The 15473-nt window shown below is 72.2% G+C and carries 14 protein-coding genes; 10 read left to right on the top strand and 4 right to left on the bottom strand.

The genetic code is table 11. The features are described 5' to 3' along the window. The first annotated feature begins 114 nt into the window (after positions 1 to 114). The 4 genes from ACFVQZ_RS34985 (at position 115) to ACFVQZ_RS34970 (ending at position 4227) form a co-directional block, all read left to right on the top strand. Positions 115 to 918 carry an ABC-2 family transporter protein gene (locus ACFVQZ_RS34985; RefSeq protein WP_030497523.1) on the top strand — a complete coding sequence of 268 codons (804 nt, stop codon included), beginning with the start codon at positions 115 to 117 and terminating at the stop codon, positions 916 to 918. Next, the gene (locus tag ACFVQZ_RS34980; protein ID WP_383628877.1) at positions 911 to 1846 is read left to right on the top strand and encodes an ABC transporter permease; all 936 of its coding nucleotides are present in this window, start codon (positions 911 to 913) and stop codon (positions 1844 to 1846) included. Before ACFVQZ_RS34985 ends, ACFVQZ_RS34980 begins: the two co-directional genes overlap by 8 nt. 118 nt (positions 1847 to 1964) lie before the next feature. Beyond that, entirely contained in the window at positions 1965 to 2921 is a 957-nt protein-coding gene (locus tag ACFVQZ_RS34975; protein WP_383628908.1) for an ATP-binding cassette domain-containing protein, read from the top strand. Positions 2922 to 2958: 37 nt separating this feature from the next. Continuing rightward, on the top strand, positions 2959 to 4227 hold the full coding sequence (locus ACFVQZ_RS34970; RefSeq protein ID WP_383628874.1) for a DUF445 domain-containing protein: 1269 nt from the start codon (positions 2959 to 2961) through the stop codon (positions 4225 to 4227). Between the two features lie 22 nt (positions 4228 to 4249). Here ACFVQZ_RS34970 and ACFVQZ_RS34965 read toward each other — a convergent pair whose 3' ends face one another. From ACFVQZ_RS34965 to ACFVQZ_RS34955, 3 genes are all read right to left on the bottom strand, one after another. Next, the gene (locus ACFVQZ_RS34965; RefSeq protein ID WP_030497519.1) at positions 4250 to 4558 is read right to left on the bottom strand and encodes a hypothetical protein; all 309 of its coding nucleotides are present in this window, start codon (positions 4556 to 4558) and stop codon (positions 4250 to 4252) included. A gap of 65 nt (positions 4559 to 4623) precedes the next feature. Next, complete coding sequence (locus tag ACFVQZ_RS34960; RefSeq protein WP_383628872.1) at positions 4624 to 7767, bottom strand: DUF3427 domain-containing protein; 3144 nt, start codon at positions 7765 to 7767, stop codon at positions 4624 to 4626. Between the two features lie 86 nt (positions 7768 to 7853). Continuing rightward, complete coding sequence (locus tag ACFVQZ_RS34955) at positions 7854 to 8852, bottom strand: SEC-C domain-containing protein (protein WP_383628870.1); 999 nt, start codon at positions 8850 to 8852, stop codon at positions 7854 to 7856. 63 nt (positions 8853 to 8915) lie between these two features. On the opposite strand from ACFVQZ_RS34955, the gene ACFVQZ_RS34950 reads away from it, so the two are divergent. Then, the gene (locus tag ACFVQZ_RS34950; protein ID WP_383628868.1) at positions 8916 to 9734 is read left to right on the top strand and encodes a class E sortase; all 819 of its coding nucleotides are present in this window, start codon (positions 8916 to 8918) and stop codon (positions 9732 to 9734) included. On the opposite strand, the gene ACFVQZ_RS34945 is transcribed toward ACFVQZ_RS34950, so the two are convergent. Further along, the gene (locus ACFVQZ_RS34945) at positions 9706 to 11106 is read right to left on the bottom strand and encodes an MFS transporter (protein WP_383628866.1); all 1401 of its coding nucleotides are present in this window, start codon (positions 11104 to 11106) and stop codon (positions 9706 to 9708) included. The two genes, ACFVQZ_RS34950 and ACFVQZ_RS34945, sit on opposite strands and share 29 nt — an antisense overlap. Before the next feature lie 111 nt (positions 11107 to 11217). Between ACFVQZ_RS34945 and ACFVQZ_RS34940 the strand changes: the two genes are divergently transcribed. From ACFVQZ_RS34940 to ACFVQZ_RS34920, 5 genes are all read left to right on the top strand, one after another. Further along, the gene (locus ACFVQZ_RS34940) at positions 11218 to 11748 is read left to right on the top strand and encodes a helix-turn-helix domain-containing protein (RefSeq protein WP_030497514.1); all 531 of its coding nucleotides are present in this window, start codon (positions 11218 to 11220) and stop codon (positions 11746 to 11748) included. A gap of 99 nt (positions 11749 to 11847) precedes the next feature. Continuing rightward, entirely contained in the window at positions 11848 to 12270 is a 423-nt protein-coding gene (locus ACFVQZ_RS34935; protein WP_383628863.1) for a DUF6412 domain-containing protein, read from the top strand. Positions 12271 to 12363: 93 nt separating this feature from the next. Further along, positions 12364 to 13095, top strand: a complete 732-nt coding sequence (locus ACFVQZ_RS34930) for a membrane protein insertase YidC (protein ID WP_030497512.1) — start codon at positions 12364 to 12366, stop codon at positions 13093 to 13095. A gap of 104 nt (positions 13096 to 13199) precedes the next feature. Further along, on the top strand, positions 13200 to 14069 hold the full coding sequence (locus ACFVQZ_RS34925; RefSeq protein WP_030497511.1) for a fumarylacetoacetate hydrolase family protein: 870 nt from the start codon (positions 13200 to 13202) through the stop codon (positions 14067 to 14069). A gap of 151 nt (positions 14070 to 14220) precedes the next feature. After that, positions 14221 to 15473, top strand: a 1253-nt coding sequence (locus tag ACFVQZ_RS34920; RefSeq protein WP_383628861.1) for a choice-of-anchor A family protein, incomplete at its 3' end; no start/stop codon positions are given.

The following is a 15473-nucleotide window of genomic DNA, read 5'->3' as shown; positions in this document are numbered from 1 at the left end:
CCCTCCCCACCGCCTCCTCCCCCCCAACTGCCGGCATGCCCCCGCGTCGTCCTCCGGGGTCGTGCGGCCTCCCCATGCCCATGTCCACGCCCTCAGAAGGGAAGGAGCTCCATGCTGCGGCTGTACGCGACCGTGGCCGCGGGCGGCTTCCGCCGGTACGCCACCTACCGGGTGGCCACGCTGGCGGGCCTGTTCACCAACACGGTCTTCGGCTTCGTCTTCTCGTACACCTACATCGCGCTGTGGGCCGAACGCCCCCAGCTCGGCGGCTACTCCATGTCCGACGCGCTCGCCTACGTCTGGATCGGCCAGGCCCTCATCACCGTCTGCGGCCTCATGGGCGGCGGCTTCGAGGACGAGCTGATCGAACGGATCAGGACCGGCGACATCGCCGTCGACCTCTACCGCCCCGCCGACCTCCAGAGCTGGTGGTGCGCCGCCAACGCCGGCCGCTCCGCCTACCAGCTCCTCGGCCGCGGCACCGTGCCGCTGCTGATCGGCGCGGCCTTCTTCGGGTTCACCCTTCCGGACGGTCCGGCCGGCTGGGCCGCGTTCCTGCTCGCGGTGGTCCTCGGCTCGTTCGTCTCCTTCGCGCTCTGGTACCTGGTGGCGATGAGCGCGTTCTGGCTCCTCGACGGCCAGGGCGTGGTCCAGGTCGCCTGGCTGACCGGCCTGTTCTTCTCCGGGATGCTGCTCCCGCTGAACGTCTTCCCCGGCGCCCTCGGCGAGGTCGCCCGGGCGCTGCCCTGGGCCGCGCTGCTGCAGGTGCCCGCAGACGTCTACCTCGGCCGGTACGGGGACGGCGCGGGCCTCCTGCGCGCGTACGGCTTCCAGCTCGGCTGGCTCGCGCTGCTGCTGGCGGCGGGCCGCGCGGCCCAGGCGGCGGCGACGCGGAAGGTGGTGGTGCAGGGTGGCTGAGCGGTTCCCGGAGACGTATCCGAGCGGGGCGGCGGAGCAGCCGCACGACACGGACCCGCGTGCGGCGGCCGAGCGGCCCCGGGCGGGGGACCGGTCCGCGGGCGCGCGGCGCTTCGGCGCGGGCGACGCCCTCCGCACGTACCGGATGGTCGCCGGCATGTGGATCCGGTCCACGATGGCGTACCGGGCGTCCTTCGTCCTGACGCTGGCGACGTCCTTCTGCGTGACCTTCTTCGACTTCGTCGTGATCCTGCTGATGTTCGGGCAGGTCCGGGGGCTCGGCGGCTTCTCCTTCGCCGAGGTCGCCTTCCTGTACGGCACCACCGGCACCGCCTTCGGCATCGCGGACCTGACGCTGGGCTCGCTCCAGCGGATGGGGCGGCGGATCCGGGACGGTTCGCTCGACGTGTTCCTGCTCCGGCCGGCCCCGTTGCTCGCCCAGGTCGCGGCGGACAAGTTCGCGCTGCGCCGGCTCGGCCGGGTGCTCCAGGGGCTGATGGTGCTGGTGTGGAGTCTGGTGCTGCTGCGCGACGAGGTGGCCTGGACGTGGGTCAAGGCGCTGGCGGTGCCGGGGATGGTGGTCTGCGGGGCGGCCATCTTCATGGCGGTGATGGTGCTAGGCGCGTCGGCGATCTTCTGGCTCCAGGACGCCGCCGAGGTCACCAACTCGTTCACGTACGGCGGCAACACGCTGCTCCAGTACCCGCCGACGGTGTTCGCGCAGGACTTGGTGAAGGGCGTGGTGTACGTCGTGCCGCTCGCCTTCGTGAACTGGCTGCCCGCCCTGTACGTCCTCGGCCGTCCCGCCCCGGCCGGGGTGCCGTCCTGGGCCGCCTTCGCCGCGCCGCTCGTCGCGCTGGTCTGCTGCGGGCTCGCGGGCCTGGCGTGGCGGGCGGGCGTCCGTTCGTACCGATCGACAGGAAGCTGAGGCCCCCGTGCACGACGAACTGCCCCTTATCGAACCGTCCCGCATCGAACCGTCCCCTATCCCGCTGCCCGGCGTCGAACCGACCCCCGCCGGACCACCCCTCATCGAACTCGACGGCATGGAGAAGACCTTCACCGTCCGCCGGAGGGCGGGCCTGCTGCGGCGGGAGCGGCGGGAGGTCCGCGCCGTCGACGGCATCTCGTTCACCGTGGACCGCGGCGAGATGGTCGGCTACATCGGTCCCAACGGCGCCGGGAAGTCCACCACCATCAAGATGCTCACCGGCATCCTCACCCCCAGCGGCGGCCGGCTCCGCGTCGCCGGCATCGACCCGGCGCGCGAGCGCACCCGCCTGGCGCGCCGCATCGGCGTCGTCTTCGGGCAGCGGACGACCCTCTGGTGGGACCTGCCGCTGCGGGACTCGTACCGGCTGACCCACCGCATGTACCGGATCCCCGACGACCGCTTCCGGGAGAACCTGGCCCGCTGCGTCGAGCTGCTCGACCTCGGCGACCTCCTCGACGTGCCGGTACGCCAGCTCTCCCTCGGCCAGCGGATGCGCGGCGACATCGCCGCCGCGCTCCTCCACGACCCGGAGGTGCTGTACCTGGACGAGCCGACCATCGGCCTCGACGTCGTCTCGAAGTCCCGGGTCCGCGCCTTCCTGCGGGAACTGAACGCGGAGCGCGGCACCACCGTCCTCCTCACCACCCACGACCTCACCGACATCGAACAGCTCTGCACGCGGGTGATGGTCATCGACCACGGGCGGCTGATGTACGACGGCGATCTCGCCGGTCTGCACGAGGCCGGCGACGGTGAGCGGATGCTCGTCGTCGACCTGGCGCGGGAGCTGCCGCCGATCGAGGACGTGCCCGGCGCCCGCTTCGTCCGGGCGGACGGGCCGCGCCAGTACCTGGCCTTCCCGGCGTCCGCGTCGGCGGCGCCGCTGGTGGCCGCGGTGGCGGCGGCGTATCCGCTGGTGGACCTCTCGGTGCGGGAACCGGACATCGAGTCCGTGATCGCGAAGATGTACGGGGGAACTCGTGAAGGCCGCCGGGAGTCCCTGAAGTAAGCCCCTGATGGAGGCGGGCAGGGAGGTCGGGCAGGCAATGGTGAGTTTCTCGTACACGGCCGCGGACGAGGAGAAGAGCAGAGGCGTCCGCAGAATGAAGGCCCTGGCGACGGGCCTGCTGGCGCTGGTCGCGGTGGTGTACGCCCTCGCGACCTGGGCCGAGAACAGCGGGGCGGGCGCCTGGGCCGGATACGTCGCCGCGGCGGCGGAGGCCGGGATGGTCGGCGCGCTCGCGGACTGGTTCGCGGTGACGGCCCTCTTCCGGCACCCGCTCGGCCTGCCCATCCCGCACACCGCGATCATCCCCACGAAGAAGGACCAGCTGGGCGCGTCGCTCGGCTCGTTCGTCGGCGAGAACTTCCTCTCCGCCGACGTCGTACGCGGCCGGCTGCGGGCCCTCGGCGTGGCGCGGCGCCTCGGCGGCTGGCTGGCCGAGCCGGCGCACGCGGACCGGGTGACGGCGGAGGCGGCGACGGCGCTGCGGGGCGCGCTGACGGTGCTGCGGGACGCCGACGTGCAGGCGGTCGTCGGCGAGGCGATCACCCGCCGCGCCGACCAGGCCGAGGTGGCGCCGGGGCTGGGCAAGACCCTGGACCGCATGGTCACGGACGGCGCGCACCGCCGGGCGGTGGACCTGGTCTGCGCCCGCGCCCACGACTGGCTCGTCACCCACGGCGACTCGGTGATGGACGCGGTGCAGGGCGGTGCCCCGGGGTGGACCCCCCGCTTCGTGGACCGCAAGGTCGGCGAGCGGGTCTACAAGGAGCTGCTGCGGTTCGTGACGGAGATGCGGGACATGCCGTCGCACCCGGCGCGCGGCGCCATCGACCGCTTCCTCACGGACTACGCGGCGGACCTGCAGTCCGACACGGAGACCCGCACCCGCGTCGAACGCCTCAAGTCGGACCTGCTGGCGCGCCCCGAGGTCCAGGACATCATCGCGTCGGCGTGGGCGTCCGTCCGGGCGCTCATCCTGGCGGCCGCCGAGGACGACCGCAGCCAGCTCCGCCTCCGCGCCCGCGCCTCCCTGATCTCCCTGGGCAAGCGCCTGGCGTCGGACCCCCAGCTCCAGCGCAAGGTCGACGGCTGGCTGGAGTCCGCCGTGACCCACCTGGTCACCACGTACCGCTCCGAGATCACGTCGCTGATCACGGACACGGTGGCCGGCTGGGACGCCGACCAGACCTCGAAGAAGATCGAGGCCAACATCGGCCGCGACCTCCAGTTCATCCGCATCAACGGCACGGTGGTCGGCGCCCTGGCCGGCCTGACGATCCACACGATCAGCCACGCCTTGGGCGCCTGACCGGCCCCGGCCGGCCGACCCTTCACCCCCGGTCGCGGGTGGCGGCCCAGGACACGGCGGCCATCCCGCCGGCGACGGAGAACACGGCGGGCCAGGCCCCGACCTTCTTGGCCAGCGGATGCGACCCGCCGAACGCCGCCACATAGGCCGCCGACAGCCCCACGGCCGCCTTCACCCCACCCACCCGCTGCCACTCCCGCGCCGCCACCCCACCGGCCACCGCCAGCACCACCCCACCGAGCGGCCTCTTCTTCGTCCACCGCGCGACGGCATACCCGCCGACGAGCCCGGCGGCGGCAACGGCGGGGGAAAGGGTGCGGGCACTGGGCATGGCGGGGCCTTCTTCCTGTCGGAGCGTGGTCGTGCTTCGAGCGTACGGCGTGAGCGGTGGGCCCCTTAGCCGGCGGCAATCGTCGTGTAGGTCCACACGTCAGCCGGAAGTTCATGCTGAAGCTTCCAGGTGATGCCCATCGGCTTGCTGCCCTTGTGGGCGACGTACTCAGCGGGGCCGAGCAGCATCCAGGGCTGGGGGCCGCCAATGTCGGTCTTCTTGTAGCGGCGCACGAAGAGGAGGACGTGTGAACCGTCCGCCTTGTGGGTTTGGTAACGACGCCCTGTAGCCGACGTCTCGGACGTCCGGTTCTGAGATTCCCAGTGGAAGAGGGTCTGGCTCAGGGCGTAGTCGTGATACCGAGTCTGCGGAGAGAAGTCCTTCTCGTCCTTTTCGAGGGTGATGAAGAGGGCGTCCGTATGGATGCTTTCGCACCACTTCACTCCCTCGCGGAAGTGGCCAGGGACATCGCGGTCCACGAACGCCTGCCCGAGGGCGGGCAGGATTTCTTCGCGACTGTAAGAGGCGTGGACGGTCAAGGGGAGGCTGGCGAGTGGGCCCGTCAGGCTGATGGGGACATGATCGAGGCGGTCCAAGGCAAGGGCCAGGACATGGCGCAGTTCTTCGCGGACGGCGCTATGACCACGGAGGGATTCCAACCCCTCCTCGTAGCTGGCGAAGCCACTGAGAGGCCAGAGCGAGAAGTACAACATGCGAGCGTAAGCTTGATCGCGCTCGCTCAGATCGCTGTAGCGGGGGGCGTCGTCGGCCAGAATTCTTGAGTAGGCGGCAATCCGGGCAGGGTCGTCGGCGTGGAGGAAAGCAGAAACGCGCTTCAAGAGTGCAGCTTCCCCCTCGGGCGCGTCCTTCGGGAGCAGGCCAGACCGGCGGAGGAGGCCCGTCCACGAGTTGCCGTTGCCGCGGTAGATCTCTTTCAGTTCGCGACCGCTCTCGTGGAGGTACGCAGCGAGGTGCTTCTCGCCGTAGCGTCGGACTTCCTGAGCGAGTTGCGTGACGTTGACGCTGATCTGGCTGCGGATGTTGTCGATGATCGTGTCCTTGGCTTTCGCCTCAAGGATGATCTGGCAGCCCGACGGAAGTTGGGGGAACTCGTGCTCGATGTTGGCGAGGAGACGGTTCCGCGTCAGGTTGGTCAGGGCACGGAACTGTTCCTCGAAGCGGAACTCCTTGCGGTGCTGGCCGATGAAGTCCAGAACCGTCAGGACGGCCTTGTTCTCGGTGCGGCGCAGCCCGCGGCCCAGCTGCTGAAGGAAGACCGTGGCGCTGGAGGTCGGCCGGAGCAGCAGGAGAGTATCGACGTCGGGGATGTCGAGCCCTTCGTTGAAGAGGTCGACCGAGAAGATCACTTGGATGTCGCCGGCGCGAAGGGCCGCCAAGGCCTCCTTACGCTCCTCCTGCGGTGTCTCTCCTGACAAGGCGACCGCTTTGAGGCCGGCGCGGCAGAAGAAGTCCGCCATGAAGGCGGCATGGGCGACCGAGACGCAGAAGCCGAGTGCGCGCATCGCGCCCGGGTCCGCCACTTTGTCTTGCACGGCTTGGACGACCAGCCGTGCCCTGGTGTCGTTGCCGGTGAAGAGGTTACTGAGGGCCGACACATCGTAAGCCCCCCGCTTCCACTCCACTGCGCTGAGGTCAGTGTTGTCGGTGATTCCAAAGTAGTGGAACGGGCTCAGGAGGTCGTTCTCCAGTGCTTCCCACAGCCGCATCTCCGCCGCGATGCGCCCGTCGAAGAATTCATCCTGGACGTTGCGGCCGTCCATGCGCTCCGGAGTGGCGGTGAGACCCAAGAACTCCAACGGCTGGAAGTGATCGATGATCTTCTGGTAAGTCGACGAGACACCGTGGTGGAACTCGTCGATGACAATGACATCGAAGTGGTCAGGGGGCAGCTGTTCGAGTCTCTGCGCCTTCAGTGACTGAACGCTGGCGAAGACGTGCTTCCAGCCCTCAGGAACGAGACCGCTGTGCAACTCCTCGCCGAAATTGGCGTCCACCAGCACGTCCTGGTAGGTGCGCAGGGACTGCCGCAGAATCTCTTGCCGATGGGCGACGAAAAGCAAGCGCAGATCACGGCCGTGCTGCTGCCGAAGATGCTTGTAATCGAGTGCCGCCATGACGGTCTTACCTGTACCCGTCGCCGCCACAAGCAGGTTGCGGTGCCGGTCGTGCACCTCGCGCTCGACCTGAAGGCGCTCCAGCATGTCCCGCTGGTGAGGGAACGGTCGCACCTCCAGGCCCGACAGGGTCAGGCGCTGCTCGGAGCCTGCGCCCGCCCCCTTGCCACGCCCCGCCAAATGGAGTGCTTCGGTGAGTCGAGCGGCGTCTCGGTCGGGGTCGTACGCCTCGAAGGCCGGGTCGTTCCAGTAGGCGTCGAAGGTGGCCTCGAACTTGCGGAGGACATCCGGGGTGGCGACTGACGACAGGCGGACGTTCCACTCCAGGCCATCCAGCAGGGCAGCCTTCGAGAGATTGGAGCTGCCGACATAGGCCGTGTCGTAGCCACTCGCGCGACGGAAGAGCCATGCCTTGGCGTGGAGGCGCGTCGATCGGAGTTCGTAGTTGACCTTGACCTCGGCATTGAACTGCCGGATGAGACGGTCCAGTGCCTGACGCTCGGTAGCTCCGATGTAGGTCGTCGTGATGACCCGTATGGGAACGCCTCGGGCATGAGCGGCTTTGAGTGACTGCTCAATGACCCGTAGCCCGTGCCACTTCACGAAGGCGCAGAGGAGGTCCACTCGATCAGCTGTGGCGAGCTCCGCCCGCAGCTCGAAACCTAGGCTGGGGTCTTCAGGAGCGTTGGTGAGGAGAGCAGTCTCCGTGAGGGGCGTGGCGGGGCGGATGCGATACGCGCCTTCGGATTCCCGTTCCGCTATGGCGAGGAGCTGCCGGGGGCCATCGGCGACGAGCTCGATCCATTCGCGGGCGCCTTCGATGGTGTTCATCGATTCGAGGACGTGGTTCGCCACGTGAACGTGCTCGGACGTGGGCAGCCCTTCCAAGATACGGCGCACCGTGTCGGCTACGTGCTTGGCGAGGACACGGGCGGAGGATTCCGGACCGACGACGTCGTCGATCGCATGCCAGCCTCGATCCGCGAGCGCCTTGAGCTGCGCTTCCAGACGCAGCGTCACCAATTGCTCGTAGAGCCCTGAAACCGGTCCGTCGGGACTCGACAGCTCGCTCATGGCTTCCTCCCCCTCCGTGGTCAACCGTCCCATTGGTATCAGGTGTCACGGACAGGACCACCGTTGCTGAGCCCCCCCGCGGCCCCTCAGCCCCGCCCGTGGCACTCCCCGTACGTCCTCTCCGAGCCGCACCAGCACGGGGCCGTCGGGAGTGGGGGCCAAGGGGTGGCGCGGGCTCGGGCGGCGAGGGTGGTGGCGTATTGGGGGAGGAGGTCGGCGTTGGCGGGGGTGGAGGCTTCCGAGGCGGCGAAGGCTTCGTAGGAGGGGACGGTGGCGCGGACGATGCCGAGGTTGGGGGTGCCGGCGGCGGAGAGTTCGCGGAGGGAGGCTTCGATGTCCGTCAGGTGTGCCTGGTACGTCGGGTACTCCGTCTCCAGTTCCGGGTACGCCGCGAGGAGTTCCGTCAGTTCCGGTTCCGGCCAGTGGAGGACCGCCACCGGGAACGGGCGGGAGAGGGCCGTGCGGTAGGTGCCCAGTTCGGAGCGGAGGCGGGTGATCTCGGCCTGGAGTTCGGCCGGGTCGGAGGAGCCGAGGGACCAGAGGCGTTTCGGGTCGTGGAGTTCGTCGAGGGGGACCGCGCCGGAGTGGAGGCGGTCCGCCAGGGTGTCCCAGGTGTCGTGGTCGCGGGCCAGCATGCGGCGGACGCGGTGGCGGGTGGTGAGGAGGGAGACGGTCGGGTGGGGGAGTTCCGCCTCGCCGTCCACCAGCAGGGTCGCCGCTTCGGTGAGCGTCGCCTCCGCCGCCTCCAGTTCGTCGTGGGCCTCCAGCGTCTGCGCCGCGATCTCCCACGGTGCCGCCTCCGCCGGGCGCGAGCGGCGCAGGCCGTCGATGATCGCCCGCGCCTCGGCCTCGTGCCCGTACTCCCACAGGTTCGCCGCCTTGAGCGCGCGGATCAGGTGCGGGGCGGCCGGGTCGCCGGACAGCAGGTCGTCGTAGAGGGCCGTCGCGCCCGGGCGGTCGTCCGCCAGTTCCAGGTGGGCCGCGGCCTGGAGCAGCAGCGGCTCGCGGTCTCCGGGGTACCGCGCGGCGGTGCGCAGCAGACGGTCGGCTTCGGCGGCGTGGGCGGCGGGCGTGTCGGGGCGCATGCCCTTCACCGTACTGCTGTACGGCCCTGGAGAGTTGGCGCCGCAGCGCTTATCGTGCCGGGCGTGCGGGGCAGGGGACGGGAGAGGATACCGGTCGTCGTCCAGGCGCGCTCGGGGCGCCGTGGGCTCGCCCGCGTGCTCTGGCTCGCCGCCGAGACCGTCGTCACCTGCGGTGTTCTCATCCTGCTGCTGGTCGTGCACCAGCTGTGGTGGACCAATCAGCAGGCCCGTGCCGAGGCGGGGGAGCGGGTCGCCGCGCTGGAGCGGGAGTGGGGGATCTCTCTTCCGGATCGTGAGACGGTCTCCCCTTCGGTTTCACCCTTCCCTGACTCCTCTGTCGGTCCTTCTTCTCCTTCGGCGGGTGTGCCGTCGGCCTCGGCCTCGGCCCCGGCTCCGGAGCGAGCGTCGCCGCCGCCCGCCGGCCCACGTTCCTCCCCCGTCTCCGGCGACGCCTTCGCCGTGCTGCGGATCCCGCGGATCGGGCTGAGCGTGCCCGTCGCCCAGGGCATCTCCAAGAGCAAGGTGCTCGACAAGGGGTACGTCGGGCACTACCCCGGCACCGCCGCGCCCGGCGCCCCCGGGAACGTCGCGCTCGCCGGGCACCGGAACACGCACGGCGAGCCGTTCCGGTACGTGAACCGGCTGCGGAAGGGCGACGAGATCTCGCTGCGGACGCGGGAGGGCACGTACACCTACCGCGTCGACCAGATCCTGCCGGTCACCTCGCCGCGCGACACCGGTGTCATCCAGCCGGTGCCCCGGTCGATCGTGAAGCCGTCGTACGGGTACTCCAAAGCCGGGTCCTACCTCACGCTCACCACCTGCACGCCCGAGTTCACCTCCCGTTACCGGCTCATCGTCTGGGCGACCCTGCGACGGTGACGGCGGCGCCCGCCAGGGCCAGGGTCGCCGAGGCCGCCACGGCCGCGTCGGGGCCCGGCCCCGAGAGGGCCAGCATCAGGGCCACGCCGGCCGCCGAACCGATGTACCGGGCCGTGTTGTTGGCGCCCGAGCCCATCGCCGCGCGTTCCGGGGGCACGGAGTCGACCGCGAGGCGGGGCAGCGCGGCGTTCAGCAGGCCGCTGCCCGCGCCCGCCACCACCAGGCCGGCGACCAGGCGCGGCCAGGGCAGGCCCGCGGAGTCGAGGGCGCCGAGGAGGGCGAGGACGCCGGCCGCCGACAGGACGAAGCCGAGGGCCAGTTGGTACGCGGCCGGGACGCGGCCCGCGAGCCGGCGGGCCTGCAGCGCGACCACGAACGACGTGCCCGACCAGAGGAGGAAGAGCCAGGCCGTCGCCGCCGGGGCCATGCCCGCACCGTGCTGGAGCAGCGTCGGCACCACGCTGAACAGGCCGATCACCGCCAGCCCGGTGAAGAGTGCCCCCAGCGTCGCCACCCGGAACTCGGGCCTCCGCAGCAGTCCCAGGTCGATCATCGGCTCCGCCGCGCGCCGCTCCACCCGCAGGAACAGGGCGGTGAGCGCCACCGCCGCCAGCAGGAGCAGCCCGACCGGCGGGCGCAGCCAGCCGTCCCGGCCCAGCGTCAGGGCGGTCAGCAGCGCCGCCGTCGCGAGGGCGAGCGTCGTCGCCCCCGCCAGGTCGGGACGCGGACGCCCCCGGCCGTTCGAGGCGCGTGCGGTCGGGCCGGAGGCCGTACCGCCGCCGAGCAGGCGGGCTCCGGCCGCCGCCGTCAGGAGGGCCGCCGCGCCCAGGACCGCGTACGCCAGCCGCCAGTCCAGCAGGCTGAGGCCCGCCGTGAGGAGCGGGCCCAGCGCGATGCCGCCGCTCACCGACGCGCCCCAGACGCCGGTGGCCCGGATCCGGTCGCGGCCCGAGGGGTACGCGTCGGCGAGCAGGCCCAGGCTGCCCGCGAGGACGGCCGCGCTCGCCGCGCCCTGTGCGACGCGGGCCGCCGTGAACAGCGCCGTCGACCCGGCGGCGGCGCCGAGCGCGGTCGTCACGCCGAGGGCCAGCGTGCCGAGCAGGAACACCCGGCGCCGGCCGTGCGCGTCGGCCAGCGCGCCCGCCACCAGGAGCAGCGCGGCGAGGCCGAGCGGGGTGCCGTTGAGCAGCCACGCCTGCGCCGAGGCCGGCGTCCCGAACGCCTCCGCCGTCGCCGGCAGGGTCAGCATCGGCGCCGTGTAGTTCATGAGCGCGAGGGCGGTGGCGAGGCCGGTGACGGCGAGCGTGGCCCGGCCGGGGGAGCGGGAGGCGGTCGTGGTGGTCGGTGAGGGAGTGGGGCGGGGTGTGCGCACGGGACCTCCACCCGGTCGCGATGAGTGGGTTCGGTGATTGAACTCACGAGGGGGCTCGCACTCTACCCTCCTCGGTTCGTTGAATGAACCCCCTTCGGTACGCTGGGGGGCATGGCCCTCGGCAAGGACTACGCCCAGCAGCAGTGCTCCATCGCCCGCGCCCTGGAGGTCGTCGGCGAGCGCTGGACGCTCCTGGTGGTGCGCGACGCGTTCTACGGCGTCCGCCGCTACAGCGACTTCCTCGCCCACCTCGGCGCCCCCCGCGCGGTCCTGGCCGCGCGCCTCCAGGCCCTCGTCGATGCCGGGGTCCTCGACCGCCGCCGGTACCAGGACTCCCCGCCCCGCGACGAGTACGTCCTCACCGGGCGCGGCCTCGCCCTCTGGCCCGTGGTGTGGGCCCTCGGCGCCTGGGGGCGGAACGAGATCCCCGGCACCCTCCCGCTGCGGCTGTTCCACCACGCCGACTGCGGCACCGAACTGGACCGCAGCGGCGCCTGCCCCGCCTGCCGCGTCCCCGTCGACCCCGCCGACATCGAGATGCGGCCCGGCGAGGGCCTCGACCCCGACCCCGCCGAACCCGTCGCCCGCGCGCTCCTCGCCCCGCGCCGCCTGCTCACGCCGCTGGACCCGGCGGCGCGCTGAACGGACGTCACGACCACCTCCACGCGCGGGCCGGGAACTCTCCCGTACTCCCGTTCGTCTTCCCCGGCGGACAGTGAGTTCCGGGGAACGGGGGGCGCGATGAGCGGGAGTCTGGTCCTGCGCCGACTCGCGCCCCCCGTCCACCCGCGCCCCAGCGCCCACCAGCGCACCGGCGCGGCCCCTGCCCGCCGGCGGGCCGGCGCGACCGCCGCCCTCCTGCGCCGGGTCGCGTCCCGCGCCCTCCTCCCGGTCCTGCTCCTCGCCGCCTCCGCCGGGCTCTTCCTCGCGGACGGCTCCCTCGGCGGGACCGTCGGCGTCGCCGTCTCCGCGGTCGCCGCCGCCTCCGCCGCGCTCTGCGGCCTCGTCGGCGCGCGTACGGCTCCGGTCGCGCCGGCCACCCGCGTACGCACCGCGCTGCGCGACCGGGCCCGGCGCACGGCCTTCCTCCCGCAGCGCGACCCCGACGCCGCCGGCCGACGCCGGCCCCGGGCACCCGGACGTTCCCTCCCGACGGCCGCGTAGGGGCCGCCGCGTCACGCGCGGCGCACGCCCCTTCGCGCAGTCCGTCCTGCCGAGATCCGTCATCCCCGGCACGACGAACCCCGGAGGGTTCCTTTGTCCTTCTTCCCCGCCCCCTTCCTCGACGCCTTCTCCGACCTCGTCGGGCGCCTCGCCGCGCTCCTCCAGCCCGCGTTCGGCGGCGCCGCGACCGCCGCCGCCGTCGTCCTCCTCACCGCCCTCGTCCGGCTCGCCGTCCACCCCCTCTCCCGCGCCTCCGTCCGGGGCCAGCAGGCCAGGGTCCGGCTCGCGCCCCGGGTCGCCGCGCTCCGCGAGAAGCACAAGAACCGCCCCGAGCGGCTCCAGCGGGCCCTCCTCGAACTGCACGCCGAGGAGAAGGTCTCGCCGTTCGCCGGGATCCTGCCGGCGCTGCTCCAGGCGCCCGCCTTCCTCCTCCTGTACGCGCTCTTCTCGTCCGGCGACCGGATGGCCGGGCACACCCTCCTGGGCGCGCCGCTGGACGGCCGCTGGACCGGCGCGCTCGGCGACGGCGGGCCGTTCGGGCGGGCCGGGCTGGTGTACCTGGCGCTGTTCGCCGTCGCGCTCGGGATCGCCGCGTACCAGTACCTCCGGACCCGGCGGGAGATGGCGAAGGCGCCCGCCGGGGCCGGCACGCCGCCGGCGCTCGGGCGGATCCTGCCGCTGCTGTCCTTCGGGACGGTCGTGACCGCCGCCGTCGTCCCGCTCGCCGTCGGGCTCTACCTGGTGACCAGCACCGCCTGGTCCGTCGTCGAGCGCGCCCTACTCATGCGTAAGGGTCCGCAGGCTGAACGGGGTCTTGCGGGCTGAACGGGAGTCTTGGAGGATCGGACGATCCTCCGATGGCCGCACTCCATCGGCCGGGGCACCGAAGGGCCTCCCCCCGGGCCCACCTCGACCACAGGGAGAAGACCATGAAGCTGCTGCGAGTCGGCCCGCCGGGCGCCGAGCGCCCCGCCCTCCTCGACGGGGACGGGACGCTCCGCGACCTGTCCTCCTTCACCGACGACGTCGACGGCCGGCTGCTCTCGGACACCGCGACCCTCGACCGGATCCGCGCCGCCGCCGAGGCGGGCGTGCTGCCCGCGTACGGCGGTTCCGGCGACGCCACCGGGCTGCGGGTCGGCCCGCCGGTCGGCCGGATCGGCAAGGTCGTGTGCATCGGGCTGAACTACCACGGCCACGCCGCCGAGACCGGGCAGGCCACCCCCGCCGAGCCGGTCGTCTTCCTCAAGGCCGCCGACACCGTCGTCGGACCGGACGACACCGTGCTCGTCCCGCGCGGCTCGGTGAAGACGGACTGGGAGGTGGAGCTGGCGATCGTCATCGGCCGCACCGCCCGCTACCTGGAGACCGACGAGGAGGCCCTGGCGCACGTCGCCGGGTACGCGCTCGCGCACGACGTCTCCGAGCGCGAGTTCCAGATCGAGCGCGGCGGCACCTGGGACAAGGGCAAGAACTGCGAGACCTTCAACCCGCTCGGGCCCTGGCTGGTGACCGCCGACGAGGTGCCCGACCCGCAGGACCTCACCCTGCGGCTGTGGGTGAACGGCGAGCTGAAGCAGGAGGGCCACACCTCCGACCAGATCTTCCCGGTCGCCGAGGTCGTCCGGTACGTGAGCCGCTTCATGACGCTCTACCCGGGCGACGTCATCAACACCGGCACGCCCGCCGGCGTCGCCATGGGGCAGCCCGACCCCAAGCCGTACCTCCGCCCCGGCGACGTCGTCGAGCTGGAGATCGAGGGCCTGGGCCGCCAGCGCCAGGAACTGAAGAGCGCCTGACCCGGCGGGCGCCCGCCCCGGTGGGCGGCTGACCCGGCGAGAGCATGCCCCGGTGGGCGCCCGGTCCGTCCGTGCACCCACCGGGGTGGCCGATTCCGGCGGCCCCGCGTGGGTGCCGCCATTTCGGCACATTTTCTGCATATTGCGACATATGGAACACTCGACAGCCGCCCGCGCTCCCCGCCGCACCGCCCGTCTCGCCCTTTCCGCCGCGACGGCGGTCGCCGCCGCCGGCGCCCTCGTCGGCGGCCTCGCCGCCACCGGCGCCGCCGATCCCCTGCCCGGCGGGCTGGGCCCCTGCGTCCCGGGAAAGTGCCCGCCCTCCTACCCCGACATCAACAACGGCGCCGTGCTGTGGCGGGACAACGGCGTCAACGTCTTCGTCGGCGGCGACTTCCTCGTCCGCGAGGCCGCCGCCGAGGCGGAGGGCAAGGTCGTCGTCCTCGGCGGCTTCGACCAGAACAAGCGCGAGGGCGTCTCCGCCGTCTACAACGTCGGCGTCGCCGGCGTCGGTTCGCGCGTCGTGCCCGACAACGGCACCGACTTCCTCACCGTCGGCAAGGACCTCACCGTCGCCGCCGGACAGCGCCTCCTCACCGAGGAGGGCTCCGTCTCCGGGAAGACGCGGTACGCCGGCACCGCCACCGGCACCGTGGTCCCGGCGCCCGTCAAGGACGCCGGCGCCGCCGCCCCGTACACCGCCCTGCGCGGCGAACTCGGCGAGGCCAGCCAGTGCTACGCGTACGTCGGCGGGGCCTCCCGCACCCCCACCGGCACCGCCGTCAACAACGGCTCCGAGACCGTCTTCACCGGTGACGGCACCTCCGCGCTCCAGGTCTTCACCGTCGACTTCGACCTGGAGTCGGCGAGCGGCGGACAGCAGGGCATCCGCTTCGAGAACATCCCCGAGAACGCGACCGTTCTCGTCAACGTCCTCGGCGAGGACCGGACCGTCGACACGTACATCGGCGGACTGCCGGGGCTCCGCGACCGGCTGCTGTGGAACTTCCCGGACGCGACCCGGGTGAAGTTCGAGGGCACCGCGCAGTTCGCGGGCAGCGTGCTCATCGGCAACCCGGCCAGCACCGCGACGATCACGATGCCGGGCATGAACGGCCGGTTCTTCACCACCGGCAACCTGACCCACGCGTCCGAGCCGGGCGGGGGCGGCGGCCAGGAGATCCACAACTACCCGTTCAACGGCGACCTGCCGGCCTGCGACGAGGACAACCCGACCTCCCCGACGCCGACCTCCCCGACGCCGACGACCCCGACCCCGACCGACACGACGCCCACCCCGACGGAGCCGACCCCGACGGAGCCGACCCCGACGGAGCCGACCCCGACGGAGCCGACCCCGACGGAGCCGACCCCGACGGAGCCGACCCCGACGGAGCCGACCCC

The organism is Streptomyces sp. NPDC057854, assembly GCF_042797055.1.
In the GTDB taxonomy this organism is placed as follows: Bacteria; Actinomycetota; Actinomycetes; order Streptomycetales; family Streptomycetaceae; genus Streptomyces.
Note: the sequence above shows the minus strand (reverse complement) of the source record. Positions and strands in the feature narration are given on the sequence as shown.

Coding starts and splice junctions, on each gene's coding strand:
- ACFVQZ_RS34975 (WP_383628908.1), top strand. CDS start 1,965: ATGGAGAAGACCTTCACCGTCCGCCGGAGGGCGGGCCTGCTGCGGCGG.
- ACFVQZ_RS34970 (WP_383628874.1), top strand. CDS start 2,959: ATGGTGAGTTTCTCGTACACGGCCGCGGACGAGGAGAAGAGCAGAGGC.
- ACFVQZ_RS34965 (WP_030497519.1), bottom strand. CDS start 4,558: ATGCCCAGTGCCCGCACCCTTTCCCCCGCCGTTGCCGCCGCCGGGCTC.
- ACFVQZ_RS34960 (WP_383628872.1), bottom strand. CDS start 7,767: ATGAGCGAGCTGTCGAGTCCCGACGGACCGGTTTCAGGGCTCTACGAG.
- ACFVQZ_RS34955 (WP_383628870.1), bottom strand. CDS start 8,852: ATGCGCCCCGACACGCCCGCCGCCCACGCCGCCGAAGCCGACCGTCTG.
- ACFVQZ_RS34940 (WP_030497514.1), top strand. CDS start 11,218: ATGGCCCTCGGCAAGGACTACGCCCAGCAGCAGTGCTCCATCGCCCGC.
- ACFVQZ_RS34935 (WP_383628863.1), top strand. CDS start 11,848: ATGAGCGGGAGTCTGGTCCTGCGCCGACTCGCGCCCCCCGTCCACCCG.
- ACFVQZ_RS34925 (WP_030497511.1), top strand. CDS start 13,200: ATGAAGCTGCTGCGAGTCGGCCCGCCGGGCGCCGAGCGCCCCGCCCTC.